The organism is Bradyrhizobium sp. BR 10289, assembly GCF_019455385.1.
GTDB lineage: Bacteria > Pseudomonadota > Alphaproteobacteria > Rhizobiales > Xanthobacteraceae > Bradyrhizobium.
On the sequence record NZ_JACOFR010000010.1, the window covers coordinates 129,798 to 141,868 of the forward strand.

Annotated in this window: 12 protein-coding genes; 8 read left to right on the top strand and 4 right to left on the bottom strand. The window is 65.6% G+C overall.

Annotation, left to right across the window (positions count from 1 at the left end; genetic code table 11):
- Positions 1–16: 16 nt before the first annotated feature.
- Both HYH08_RS18690 and HYH08_RS18695 read right to left on the bottom strand, forming a co-directional pair.
- Positions 17–1,231, bottom strand: a complete 1,215-nt coding sequence (locus HYH08_RS18690; protein ID WP_220011260.1) for an ABC transporter substrate-binding protein — start codon at positions 1,229–1,231, stop codon at positions 17–19.
- Between the two features lie 105 nt (positions 1,232–1,336).
- Positions 1,337–2,230 carry a substrate-binding domain-containing protein gene (locus HYH08_RS18695; RefSeq protein ID WP_220011261.1) on the bottom strand — a complete coding sequence of 298 codons (894 nt, stop codon included), beginning with the start codon at positions 2,228–2,230 and terminating at the stop codon, positions 1,337–1,339.
- A 330-nt stretch (positions 2,231–2,560) separates the two neighbouring features.
- Here HYH08_RS18695 and HYH08_RS18700 point away from each other — a divergent pair, with 330 nt between their 5' ends.
- From HYH08_RS18700 to HYH08_RS18720, 5 genes are all read left to right on the top strand, one after another.
- Positions 2,561–3,400: an ABC transporter substrate-binding protein gene (locus HYH08_RS18700; protein WP_502788305.1), complete on the top strand. Its 840-nt coding sequence runs from the start codon at positions 2,561–2,563 to the stop codon at positions 3,398–3,400.
- A gap of 54 nt (positions 3,401–3,454) precedes the next feature.
- On the top strand, positions 3,455–4,561 hold the full coding sequence (locus HYH08_RS18705; protein WP_220011262.1) for a molybdopterin-binding protein: 1,107 nt from the start codon (positions 3,455–3,457) through the stop codon (positions 4,559–4,561).
- 13 nt (positions 4,562–4,574) lie between these two features.
- A complete protein-coding gene (locus tag HYH08_RS18710; protein ID WP_220011263.1) occupies positions 4,575–6,524 on the top strand; it encodes a molybdopterin biosynthesis protein in 1,950 nt (649 codons plus the stop codon).
- A 56-nt stretch (positions 6,525–6,580) separates the two neighbouring features.
- A complete protein-coding gene (locus HYH08_RS18715; protein WP_220011264.1) occupies positions 6,581–7,708 on the top strand; it encodes an FAD-dependent monooxygenase in 1,128 nt (375 codons plus the stop codon).
- Positions 7,709–7,851: 143 nt separating this feature from the next.
- Positions 7,852–8,151: a hypothetical protein gene (locus HYH08_RS18720; protein ID WP_220011265.1), complete on the top strand. Its 300-nt coding sequence runs from the start codon at positions 7,852–7,854 to the stop codon at positions 8,149–8,151.
- Positions 8,152–8,157: 6 nt separating this feature from the next.
- Here the strand turns inward: HYH08_RS18720 and mobA are convergent, their stop codons facing one another.
- Together mobA and HYH08_RS18730 are read right to left on the bottom strand one after the other, a co-directional pair.
- Positions 8,158–8,799, bottom strand: coding sequence for a molybdenum cofactor guanylyltransferase MobA (gene mobA / locus HYH08_RS18725; RefSeq protein WP_220011266.1), 642 nt, complete (start codon positions 8,797–8,799; stop codon positions 8,158–8,160).
- Positions 8,780–9,670, bottom strand: a complete 891-nt coding sequence (locus tag HYH08_RS18730; RefSeq protein WP_220011267.1) for a formate dehydrogenase accessory sulfurtransferase FdhD — start codon at positions 9,668–9,670, stop codon at positions 8,780–8,782. Before HYH08_RS18730 ends, mobA begins: the two co-directional genes overlap by 20 nt.
- A 93-nt stretch (positions 9,671–9,763) precedes the next feature.
- Here HYH08_RS18730 and mobB point away from each other — a divergent pair, with 93 nt between their 5' ends.
- From mobB to HYH08_RS18745, 3 genes are read left to right on the top strand one after another with little or no spacing between them, the layout of a single operon-like run.
- Positions 9,764–10,291, top strand: a complete 528-nt coding sequence (gene mobB, locus HYH08_RS18735; protein ID WP_220011268.1) for a molybdopterin-guanine dinucleotide biosynthesis protein B — start codon at positions 9,764–9,766, stop codon at positions 10,289–10,291.
- A gap of 9 nt (positions 10,292–10,300) precedes the next feature.
- The gene (locus tag HYH08_RS18740) at positions 10,301–11,557 is read left to right on the top strand and encodes a molybdopterin molybdotransferase MoeA (RefSeq protein ID WP_220011269.1); all 1,257 of its coding nucleotides are present in this window, start codon (positions 10,301–10,303) and stop codon (positions 11,555–11,557) included.
- A 44-nt stretch (positions 11,558–11,601) separates the two neighbouring features.
- Positions 11,602–11,865: a sulfurtransferase TusA family protein gene (locus HYH08_RS18745; RefSeq protein ID WP_220011270.1), complete on the top strand. Its 264-nt coding sequence runs from the start codon at positions 11,602–11,604 to the stop codon at positions 11,863–11,865.
- The last annotated feature ends 206 nt before the right edge of the window (positions 11,866–12,071 follow it).

The following is a 12,071-nucleotide window of genomic DNA, read 5'->3' on the forward strand; positions in this document are numbered from 1 at the left end:
TCGCTTTAAGCGATCGTCACTTCTTCACCATCGCGCATGCCGGGTCCGGCGGGCCAAAGGCTTTCTCGCCGGAGATGGTCGTGAGGATCTTGTAATAGTCCCACGGATATTTGCTTTCCTCCGGCGTCTTCACCTGCACCAGCCAGAGGTCGTGCACCATCAGATTGTCCTCGCGGATCTTGCCGTTGCGGGCGAAGAAATCCTCGACCGGTTTTTCCCGCATCTTCGCCGCGACCTTGAGCGGATCGTCGGTGCCGGCTTCCTTGATGGCGTTGAGGTAATGGATGACAGACGAGTAAACGCCGGCCTGCCACATTGACGGCATCTTGTTCATCTTTGCGAAGTAGCGCTTCGACCATTCCCGCGTCTTGTCGTCCATGTCCCAGTAGAACGACGTCGTCAGCAACAGGCCTTGGGCGGCCTGCAGACCGAGGCCGTGGATGTCGGTGATCAGCGCCAGCAGCGCCGCCATCTGCTGGCCGCCCTTGAACACGCCGAACTCCGAGCCGGTCTTGATCTCGTTCATGTTGTTCGGGGGACCTGCGGCGATGCCGATGATCTTGGCCTTGGAGGCCTGCGCCTGCAGCACGAAGGAGGAGAGGTCGGGCGTCGCCAAGGGCGGCTTCACCGAGCCCAGCACCTTGCCGCCGTTGGCGGTGACGACGCTGGAGGCATCGCGTTCGAGGGAGTGACCGAAGGCATAATCGTCGGTGATGAAGAACCAGCTGTCGCCGCCGCGCTTGACCACGGCATCTGCGGTGCCGACCGCGAGCGCGCGGGTGTCGAACACCCACTGCATCGCGTAAGGCGAGCAGAATTTTCCGTGGAAGTCCGCTGTCCCCGTGGAGTGGGTGATGAACAGCCGTTTCTTTTCATTTGCGATATTTTGCACCGCGAGCCCGACCGCAGAGACCGGCACGTCGACGATCAGGTCGACCTGGTCCACATCGTACCAGCGCCGCGCGATAGCGCCGCCGACATCGGCTTTCAATTGATGGTCGCCGATCACGATGCTGATCGGCTTGCCGAGCACGGTGCCGCCGAAATCGTCGATCGCCATCTGCGCCGCCGTCACCGAGCCCTGGCCGGTCGGCGCCGAGGCCGGGCCGTTCATGTCGGTGAGCACGCCGATCTTGATGACGTCATCGGACACCTGCGCCGCAACTGTGCCCGGCAGCAGCGTCGCCATCAAGGCGGCCGCGACCGGCAGTCCAAATCTCGCTGGATTCAACGCTCGTCCTCCCCTGATCCGGCGCGTTGGCCGAAAGTTGCTTGTGCCGGGTATGGCCCGGCTGAATTGGTTTCTTTTGCAACTATTTGGGGGTGGGCGTCAATCTCAGGCCGCGAAGCGGATCTGTCCGGCGGGCGAGGGATCGTAGCCGGTCAGCTCTTCCGCGCGCTGGCGCAGCCGCCGCTCGCTCAGGAACCGGATCAGGGCCTGCATCGGTGGGCGGAAATAGCTGCGCTGCCGCATCGCAAGGTCGAAATTCTCCCAGACCAGCGGCACGAAATCGAGCCCGGCCGAGCGCGCCGCCGCGCGCGTCGCGATGCCGCAATCGGCTTGTCCCGCGCGGACCAGCTCGGCGAGGTCAGGCCCGGTGAGGGCCGGCGTCTCGACCCGCCGCAAATCGCGCGTCGTGGCGCCGGCGCGCGTCAAGAGCACGTCGAGCAGCATCTGCGCACCCGTGCCCTGCTGCCGCATCGCCATCCTGGCGCCGAGCGCGAGCACGTCGGACAGGCCGCGCAGCCGTTTCGGATTGCCCGGCGGCAGCACGAGACCCTGCTCGCGGCGCACGAACGCGACCAGCACGGCGTCATGCAGGTCCGGGGCGTCGCGCAGCGCCGTGGCACTGGCATCGGCGGCGAGATTGCCCTCGGCGTCGAGGCTGTGGAAGTGTACGGCGACCGCCATCACCTCGTTGCGTTGCAGCCGCGCGAGCCCGCGCGCGCTGCCTTCGCTCATCGATCCGAGGCCGGAGCCTGACTCGCGGAGGCTCCAGTCCAGGAGCTCGTCCTGACTGCCGCCAACGACCGGCGGCGGCTCCGCGATCAGCATGCCGGCCGGACGGGCCATGCCCGATAGCACCCAGAGATCGAGCTCATGCCGCGGGAAGAGCCATTTGCCTGTCACCTTGGTGCAGGGGATCGCACCGTTGGTGACGAGTTCGTAGAGTTTGCGTTCGCCGAGCCGAAGATAGTCCGCGGCTTCGCTAGTCGTCAGGAATTCCATCCTGCATTCCTATGCAAATTATTGCTTCTTTTTGACGTTCGACGCAGGTGGAATTCTGCATTTCAACTGATGTCGGCGGGGACCATGCCTGATCATCTCGCTGCTTTGCAACACATCCCGGCGCGCGATTTCTGCTTTGGTGAACGATCTTGGAGTGCTCGCGTGGTGCGGGCCTTGCCCTGCGGGGACTCGCCGCGCGCAGTTGCAATCAGCGTGCCGCTCGGCGCCTTGCCGAAATTTCCCGAATGGAGCGCGTTGCCGACGAGCGCGTCACGAGTGCGGCGTAATCGAGCATCATCATGGCGGCGTCACAATGAATGGAACCTGACCATGGGCCGCCTTTTCGTTGCATGCGCAGTTCTCTGCGGTCTTGGCTGCGGTCTTGTCTTGGGCGCTGTGGCCTCCTCTGCGGATGACCGAACGATTGTGCTGGGCTCGACTATTTCGACGCAGGAATCCGGCCTGCTCGATCATCTCCTGCCGGAGTTCCGCGACAAGACCGGGATCGACGTCAAGGTAATCGCGCGGCGCGCCGACGAGGTGCTCGACGGGGCGCGAAAGGGTGAGGCCGACGTCGTGCTGACACATGCGCGGCCGCAGGAGGAGAAATTCGTCGCAGACGGCTTTGCCGTAAAACGCCTCGACGTGATGTACAGCGACTACGTGCTGATCGGGCCCAGAAGCGATCCGGCCGGCGTGAAAGGCAAGGACATCGCAACCGCGCTGAAGGCGATCGAGGCCAAGGGCGCGCCGTTCGTCACGCGCGGCGATCGTTCCGGCACCCACGCTGCCGAGCTCGCGCTCTGGATCGTCGCCGGCATCGACATCGCCGCTGCCAAGGGGGCCTGGTATCGCGAAGCGAAGCAGGGCATGGGCGCAGCGCTCGAGGCTGCGCGCGCAGCGAACGCCTATGTCCTGTCGGACCGCGGCAGCTGGATCTCCTTCACCGAGCGCGGCGATCTGGACATCCTTGTCGAAGGCGACAAGCGGCTGCTGAGTCAGTACGGTGTGATGCTGGTAAACCCGGACAAATTTCCGAACGTAAAGAAGGAGCTCGGGCAGGCCTTCATCGACTGGCTGGTCTCGCCGGATGGGCAGGCCGCGATCGCCGGCTACAAGGTCGGCGGGCAGCAGCTGTTCTTTCCGAATGCGAACCAGTCGGGCGGCTGATCTCTGTATCGCGGGTGGTTGCCAAACCCGGCGATGCATGGTCCATCTTGGCGCATGACCCAGCGCCTGCCACCATCGCTGACGCCGCTCGATGCCGCACTCGCTGCGTTGCTGCGAGGCATTGATCCCACCAGGCCCGTGGAGTTGCCGCTGACCGAGGCGGCTGGCTGCGTTGCGGCGGGCGCCCCGCTGCTTGCGGCATATCCGCAGCATGACATCGCGGCTACGGACGGCTGGGCCTTGCACGCCAACGAACTCATCGGTGCGTCCGCCTATTCTCCGCTGCTGCTGGCAACGGCGCCTGTCCGGGTCGATGCCGGCGACGCAATGCCCGCAGGATGCGATTGCGTGCTCGACATTGACGCCGTCGAGATGTCCGGGCCGCTGGCGCAAGTGCTCGCGGAGGGCGTTCCGGGGCAGGGGATCAGGCGGGCCGGCAGTGACATCGCCGCGGGCCTGACGGCCGGTGCAGAGGGGCATCCGGTCGGTCCGGCCGATCTGTTGCTGGCAGACCTCGCGGCTGTGGACAGGCTGAGCGTCCGACGGCCGCGCCTGCGCATCGTCAATGTGCCTGATACGGCGACGACGGCGGATATGATCGCCGGGATCGCGCGTGCTGCGGGAACGGACGTGAAGTCGTTTGAGACCGCCGCGCGCGATGAGGCATCGGTTGCCGATGCGCTCGATGCGTCCTCTTGTGATCTGCTGCTGACCATTGGCGGCAGCGGCGTCGGTCGGCATGATGCTGTCGTTACTGCGTTGGCTCGACGCGGCGAGGTGATTGCCCATGGCCTTGCGCTGCAGCCGGGCCGCACCGCCGCGATCGGACGGGTTGGAAATGTGCCCGTTGTTGCCTTGCCCGGCTCGCCGGATCACGCGCTCGCGGCCTGGCTGGCGTTGGTGATGCCGCTGATCGATCGATTGTCGGCGCGCCGGCTGCGCCGCCAAGTGACCTGGCCACTCGCGCGAAAAATCGCATCGAGCGTCGGCATCGCCGAGATCGCGCTGCTCGCCGAGGAACATCAAACGTGGATGCCGCTTGCCGTGGGTGAATGGCCGCTTCAGGCGATGGCCCGCGCGGATGCATGGTTGCTCATTCCCGCCAGCCTTGAGGGATTTGCGGCAGGCGAGCCGGTCGATGCTTATCTGATGCGGGAATGATATGGGTTCCGGCATGATGATGATCCCGAGGCCGCCAGACCGCGGTGCGACCGAACAAGAGCAGTTCCTGAAAATCCTCTCGCGCGAGGACGCGATCGCGCGCTTCGAGGCGGTGTTGTTCCCGCGGGCGATCCCGGGCGAAACGCGCCGGCTCGCCAATGTGCTCGGTGCGGCGCTTGCCGCGGATGTCACGGCGCCGATCGACGTGCCGCCGTTCGACCGTTCCAATGTCGACGGCTTTGCCGTCCGCTCGGCGGATCTGACAAGCGCCGGTGAAGGCGCGCCCGTTCGTCTCGCGTTGAATGATGAGACCATTCACTGTGGCACCGCGCCGAAGCTGCAAGTTGCCGGCGGCACCGCAACCCCGATCGCCACCGGTGGCCCGTTGCCGCGTGGTGCCGATGCCGTGGTCATGGTCGAGCACACCCAACCTGCCGGGCCGGATGCGATCGATGTCCGCCGCGCCGTCTCGCCGGGACAGTTCGTCTCCTATGCCGGATCCGACATCGCGCGCGGCGAAGCGCTGCTGCGCGCGGGCACGATCATCGGCTCGCGCGAGATCGGCATGCTGGCGGCCTGCGGCATTGCGGAGGTGATGGTCGCGCGAAAGCCACGCGTCGCGGTGATTTCGACCGGTGACGAACTGGTCCAGCCCGGCGGGCTGCTCGGGCCTGGGGCGATCTATGACACCAATGGCGCGATCGTCGCCGCCGCGATCGACGAGAATGGCGGCGAGGCCGTCTTCCTCGGCGCCATTCCCGACGATGAGGCGAAGCTTGAATCCGCGATGCGCAGTGCGCTGGCGGATGCCGACATGCTGGTGCTGTCGGGCGGCACGTCGAAGGGCGCTGGCGATGTATCCCACCGCATCATCGGCCGGCTCGGAGCGCCTGGCATCATCGCGCATGGCGTTGCGCTCAAGCCCGGCAAACCGTTGTGCCTTGCTGTGTGCGACGGCAAACCGGTGGTGATCCTGCCGGGCTTTCCGACCTCGGCGATGTTCACCTTCCACGACATGATCGTGCCTGTGCTGCGCAAAATGGCCGGCCTGCCGCCGCGCTCTGACGCCAAGGTGAATGCCACCGTGCCAGTGCGCGTTACCTCCGAGCTCGGCCGCACCGAATTCGTCATGGTCTCGCTGGTCGAGGGCAAGGACGGTCTGATCGCTTATCCCACAGGCAAGGGTTCTGGTGCGATCACGTCGTTCGCACAGGCCGACGGCTTTCTGCGCATCGATGCGCTCGCCGACCAGATGCCGGCGGGGACGGCAGCCGAGGTGATGCTGTTTACGCCGCATGTGCGCGTGCCCGATCTCGTCATCGTGGGCAGCCATTGCACCGGCCTCGATCTCGTCACCGCACAGCTCGCGCATGCGGGCCTTGCCGTGCGTTCGATTGCAGTCGGCAGCCTCGGCGGACTTGCTGCGGCCAAGCGCGGCGAATGCGATCTCGCGCCGATCCATTTGTTTGACGACAAGAGCGAGACCTACAACACGCCTTACCTCGTCGATGGGCTCGAACTCGTGCCGGGCTGGCGGCGGATGCAAGGCATCGTCTTCCGCAAGGGCGACACGCGTTTTGAGGGGCTCGGCGCGCGGGAGGCGGTTGCCGCCGCACTCGCAGATACTGCCTGCATCATGGTCAACCGCAACCAGGGCGCGGGCACGCGCATCCTGATGGACCGCCTGCTCGGCGGCGCGCGGCCGGAGGGCTATTGGAACCAGCCGCGCTCGCACAACGCCGTTGCTGCCGCCGTCGCGCAGCATCGCGCCGACTGGGGCATGACGATTGCGCCGGTCGCCCATGCGGCCGATCTCGGTTTCATTCCGTTCGCGGAAGAGCATTATGACTTCGCCCTCGTGACAGCGCGCAAGCAGCGTCCGGCCGTGCAGGCGTTTCTCGATGCACTCGGTTCGGACAAGGCACGCGCCGCACTGGAGCAGGCGGGCTTCCGGCCGGCGTAGACGTTAAATAGCGACGCGGCGTTCAAGCCGCGCGAACAACAGGGTGGGGAGGCGCGATGGCAAGGCCGCTTTCGGTTGCGATCGTCGGTGCGGGCATGGGCGGGCTGGCGACTGCCGCGGCGCTCAGGCGCGTCGGCGTCGATGTGATGGTCTACGAGCAGGCTTCTCAATTCGCCCGCATCGGTGCCGGCATCCAGATCGGCTGCAACGCGATGAAGGTGCTGCGTGCGCTGGGGCTCGAGCAACGGATGCGCGGCCAATCATTCTATCCGCGCTCCTGGAACAATCGCGACTGGAAGAGCGGTGATGTCAAATTCGACATGATCTTTGGCGAGAGCGCGGAAGAAAAATTCGGCGCGCCCTATCTGCTCGCCCATCGCGGCGATTTGCACGCGGCGCTGGCGAGCGCGGTGCCGAGTGAGTTCGTCAAGCTCAGTCACAAGCTCGTCGGCCTTGACGAAACCGGCGAGGGTGTCCGGCTGAGCTTTGCCGGCGGCACCAGTGCTGTCGCGGATGCCGTGGTGGGCGCGGATGGCGTGCATTCGGTGGTGCGCGACATCCTGTTCGAGACGGCGCCGGTCAAGTTCACCGGCCGCATCGCTTATCGCACAACGTATCCCGCGGCGCTGCTCGGCGAGAAGATCGACGATTGCACGAAATGGTGGGGCGAGGATCGCCACATCGTGATCTATTACGTCAAACCCGACCGCAGCGAAGTCTATCTCGTCACCAGCCAGCCCGAGCCGGATTTTCGCATCGAGTCCTGGTCGGCGAAAGGCGACGTGCGCGATCTGCGCGCCTCTTTCGAAGGCTTTCATCCGCAGGTCGGGCAGGTGCTGGCGGCGTGCCCCGACGTGCACAAATGGGCGATCATGGATCGCGAGGCGCTGGAGCGATGGGCCGACGGCAGGGTGACGCTGCTGGGTGATGCCTGCCATCCCATGACGCCGTACATGGCGCAGGGCGCGGCGATGGCGATCGAGGATGCCGCTGTCTTGTCGCGCTGCCTCGACGGTGTCGACCGCGACGGTGTCGCGGACGCGTTCCGCCGCTTTGAGGCGACGCGGAAAGAGCGGACCACGCGGGTGCAGGAGACCTCGCGCGCCAACATCTGGCTGAGGGAGCGGACCGATACCAGCTGGGTCTACGGCTACGACGCCTGGTCGGTGCCGCTGGCGGCTTGAGCAGCGCGCTCTCGCCCCTCGGCCTCCGCGAGCGCACGCGCCGCGGGCGGCAGCGGCCTCGTTGGTCGCAGCCCTCCTCGGTCCGGTTGGTCCGATTCGAACCCGGATGGCCGCCGCTGCGACACAGGGGCATGAGCCAAGCCATGACCATCCCAGCACCCCTCAATTTCCGCAAGATTGCCGCCCTGGTGGCCGCGGCCGGCACGTTGTTCTGGCTCTACACTTTCCATTACATCGCCCATGTCCCGCAGGGCGATGGCAGCGGTTTTCAATGGCTCGCGGTGTTTCCGCTCGGCATGGTCTTCGGACTGTTCTTCCTGCCGGTCTGGCTGCTGGTGGCGATCAACCGGTTGCCGCGATTCACCACGCTGGTCGGAGTCTGCGGCCTAATCGTCTTCGCGATCATCTGGGCACAGCTCATCAGCGAGTTTCCAAAATCGTAAGGCGGCTCAGGCCGCATCATCCAACGCCGCCAGCCGTTCGGCCTCGGCGATGTCCTCGACCGTGTTGGCGTTGAAAAACGGGTCGAGCGGCTCGGCAGGCCATGTCACCGTCGCCAGCGGATAGCGCGCGGTCCAGCGGTCGATCTTGCGGAGATCCTCGACCACCAGCGCGCGGCGGAGTTCGTCGCGCAAGGCGACGCGCCACAGCCCGATCACCGGATGCGACTGGTCGCCTGACGCGGCGACCGCAAGCTGCGCGTTCTCCTTCGCCCGCGCCTCGTGCAGGCGGGCGACGAGATCGCGCGGAAGGAACGGGCAATCGCCGGCCGCGCTGAGCACCCATTCGATGTCAGGCCGGTTCGCTGCAGTCCAGTCGAGCGCGGCCAGGATGCCGGCGAGCGGACCGGGGAAACCCGGCACATCATCGGCGATCACTTGCAAGCCGAACGCGGTGAAGCGTGCGGGATCGCCGTTCGCATTGAGGATCAGCCCAGTGCATTGCGGCGACAGGCGCGCGATCACGCGCTCCAGAATCGTGCGGCCGCCGATCGTGCGCATCGGCTTGTCGCCGCCGCCCATGCGGCGTGCGAGGCCGCCGGCGAGCAGCACACCTTGCGTCGCGGGAATGTCAGTCGTCACCACTTTCACCCTTGCGCTTGTGCCTGGCCGATTCCTCCTCGACGTAAGCGAGGTTCTGGTCGTAGACGATGCGATCCTCGCCCGCGAGCGCGATGAAGCGCTTTCCGCGCGTGCGTCCGACCAGGGTCAACCCGACCTGCCTTGCGAGATCGACGCCCCAGGCGGTGAAGCCGGAGCGGGACACAAGGATCGGAATGCCCATCCGCACCGTCTTGATCACCATCTCCGATGTCAGGCGACCCGTCGTGTAGAGGATCTTGTCGCTGGCATCGACGCTATGGCGGTACATCCAGCCTGCGATCTTGTCGACGGCGTTGTGGCGGCCGACATCTTCGGTGTAACAGAGCGGCTCGCCTTCCTTGCAGAGCACGCAACCGTGGATCGCGCCGGCTTCGAGATAGAGTGAGGGCATGGTGTTGATGGTCTGCGTCATCTGGTAGAGCCAGGAGGTGCGTAGCTCCCCCTTCGGTAGCGCGACGCTCTCGACCGCCTCGAGGAGGTCGCCGAAGGCGGTGCCCTGCGCGCAGCCCGAGGTCTGCGTGCGCTTCTTCAGCTTGGCTTCGAAATTGGTGTGATGCTCGGTGCGCACCACGACCACTTGCAGGTCGTCGTCGTATTCGACCTCGGTGACCGCGTCGTTATATTTCAGCATGTTCTGGTTCAGCAGATAGCCGAGCGCGAGATATTCGGGATAGTCGCCGATCGTCATCATGGTGACGATCTCCTGCGCATTCAGATAGAGCGTCAGCGGCCGCTCCATCGGCACCTTGATCTCCACCCTGGCGCCGGTCTGGTCGGTGCCGGTCACGCTCTGGGTCAGGCGCGGGTTATCCGGATTGGGGACGATCAGGGGCACCGGGGTCTTGTCGATCTTCATCATGGCTGCGACGTTAGCATGACATTCGGTTCAAGCCGATATAAGCATGCTCACGACGATGGAGAAGGCGGTTCCGGCCGCGGAGATCGAGTAGCGATGAAAGTCATCGGCCTTGCAGGCTGGAGCGGGGCGGGCAAGACCACGCTGTTGACGCGGCTGATCCCGCATTTCAACGCGCAAGGTGTGCGCGTTTCCGTCATCAAGCATGCGCATCACCAGTTCGACGTCGACGTGGCCGGGAAGGATTCCTGGCGGCACCGCGAGGCAGGGGCGGCGGAGGTGCTGGTGGCCTCGTCAAATCGCTGGGCCTTGATGCACGAGTTGCGCGGCGCGGCGGAGCCGCGTCTGCCGGAGCTCCTGGGCAAGCTGTCAGCCGTCGATCTCGTCGTGGTCGAGGGTTTCAAGCGCGAACCGCATCGCAAGATCGAGGTGCATCGCGTCGCCAACGGCAAGCCGCTGTTGTTTCCCGACGATCCCGGCATTGCCGGCATCGCGACCGACGCCGTGGTTGACACCAAGCTGCCGACTGTCCATCTCGATGACATCGAGGGCGCCGCCGCGCTGCTGTTGCGCGCGGCGATGCCGGTCGAGGAAGCGGTCGCGAGAAGCACCGCAATGCGCTGACGAGGCACCATGGCGCAACTGTCAGACGATTGCTTTGCCTTCGGCGGACCGATGATGTCGGTCGACGAGGCCGTTGGCCTCATCACGACCCGCGTCAATGCGATCGCCGATCTCGAAACGGTGGCGCTCGTCGACGCCGACGGGCGCGTGCTGGCGCGCGATGTTGCGGCCCCGTTGCCGCTGCCGCCGTTCACCAATTCCGCGGTCGACGGCTATGCGGTGCGAAACGTCGATGTTCCCGATGGCACGGAGCAGGCATTCCTGCTGGATGGCCGCATCCAGGCCGGCGGCCTTGCGCACGTCCCGATCAAGCCCGGCCACACCGCGCGGATCTTCACGGGTGCGCCGATGCCCCCGGACGCCGGGACCGTCTTCATGCAGGAAGATGTTCGCATCGACGCTTCAGGCAAGATCGTACTGCCGGCGGGGCTGAAGCCGGGCGCCAATGTCCGCCCCGCAGGCGAGGACATCCCGCAGGGACACATCGCGCTGCGCGCCGGTCAGCGGTTGCGGCCGCAGCATGTCGCGCTGGCCGCGGCGTTCGGCTCGGTCGGGCTCGATGTCGTCAGGCGCATCCGCGTTGCCGTATTCTCGACCGGCGACGAGATTGCATCGCCCGGCGAAGCACGCGCCGCCTCGCAGCTGTTCGATTCCAACCGCTTCATGCTGATGGCGATGCTGCGCCGGCTCGGCTGCGAGGTCAGCGATCTCGGCATCCTGCGCGACGAGCGGACGTCACTCGCGCAAGGCCTGAAGCGGTTTGCGGGCGGCCATGATCTGATCCTCACCACCGGCGGCGTCTCGACCGGCGAGGAGGATCATGTGAAGGCTGCGGTCGAGAGCATCGGCTCGCTGGTGCTCTGGCGGATGGCGATCAAGCCGGGCCGTCCTGTAGCGATGGGCATCATCGACGGCACGCCGTTGATCGGCCTGCCCGGCAATCCCGTCGCGAGCTTTGTCACGTTTGTCCATGTGGTGCGGCCAACGGTGCTCGCGCTGGCAGGCAGTCTGCCGGAACCGCTGTCGCCGATCCCGGTGCGCGCGGCGTTTGCCTACAAGAAGAAGATCGGCCGCCGCGAATATGTCCGCGCCTCGTTGCGGCGCGGAGACGCCGGCGTGCTGGAAGCCGTCAAGTTCCCGCGCGAAGGCGCCGGGCTGTTGTCGTCGCTGGTCGAGACGGATGGGCTCGTCGAACTCGGCGAGGACATCGTTCATGTCGAGCCGGGACAGAGTGTAGGTTTCTTGTCCTACGCCGGTCTGCTCTGAGGGCCCGCGTTGACGCCATTGCCTCGCCCCGCCATGTTGCAGCCATGACCAGAACCACGCTCGATCTCACCGGGCTGAAATGCCCGCTGCCCGCCCTCAAGACGCGCAAGGCGCTGAAGCCGCTACAGCCCGGTGATCAGCTCGAAGTGCACTGTACCGATCCCCTGTCGGTGATTGACATTCCGAACCTGATCCGCGAGACCGGCGACACGGTGGAGATCACCGAGCGCAACGAGGCGCGCATCGTGTTCTTGATAGAAAAAGCAAATCGCTCGATAGAAGGCGTCAATGCTGCGCTGCGTTCGTGAGAACGTTACCGCGCTGATACCGACCTTTTGTCAATCGACACCGATCGCGGCTTCTGCCCCAATTGACATTCTCCGTGCAGGCGCGGAGGTTGAGTCGTGTCCGCGATACGCGGATCAACGGGCCGTCCACGAAGCCTGCATGTCGTATCGGGCATAGAGCCCCGCTCGAGGGGTTAATTTTTCGGACGCGCGTGACGATCCTGGCG

What these genes read in the sequence shown, in the direction of transcription:
- HYH08_RS18745 (WP_220011270.1), top strand. Translation starts at nt 11,602, where the DNA reads ATGACCAGAACCACGCTCGATCTCACCGGGCTGAAATGCCCGCTGCCC.
- HYH08_RS18700 (WP_502788305.1), top strand. Translation starts at nt 2,561, where the DNA reads ATGGGCCGCCTTTTCGTTGCATGCGCAGTTCTCTGCGGTCTTGGCTGC.
- mobB (WP_220011268.1), top strand. Translation starts at nt 9,764, where the DNA reads ATGAAAGTCATCGGCCTTGCAGGCTGGAGCGGGGCGGGCAAGACCACG.
- HYH08_RS18705 (WP_220011262.1), top strand. Translation starts at nt 3,455, where the DNA reads ATGACCCAGCGCCTGCCACCATCGCTGACGCCGCTCGATGCCGCACTC.
- HYH08_RS18730 (WP_220011267.1), bottom strand. Translation starts at nt 9,670, where the DNA reads ATGATGAAGATCGACAAGACCCCGGTGCCCCTGATCGTCCCCAATCCG.
- HYH08_RS18720 (WP_220011265.1), top strand. Translation starts at nt 7,852, where the DNA reads ATGACCATCCCAGCACCCCTCAATTTCCGCAAGATTGCCGCCCTGGTG.
- HYH08_RS18740 (WP_220011269.1), top strand. Translation starts at nt 10,301, where the DNA reads ATGGCGCAACTGTCAGACGATTGCTTTGCCTTCGGCGGACCGATGATG.
- HYH08_RS18710 (WP_220011263.1), top strand. Translation starts at nt 4,575, where the DNA reads ATGATGATGATCCCGAGGCCGCCAGACCGCGGTGCGACCGAACAAGAG.
- HYH08_RS18715 (WP_220011264.1), top strand. Translation starts at nt 6,581, where the DNA reads ATGGCAAGGCCGCTTTCGGTTGCGATCGTCGGTGCGGGCATGGGCGGG.
- HYH08_RS18695 (WP_220011261.1), bottom strand. Translation starts at nt 2,230, where the DNA reads ATGGAATTCCTGACGACTAGCGAAGCCGCGGACTATCTTCGGCTCGGC.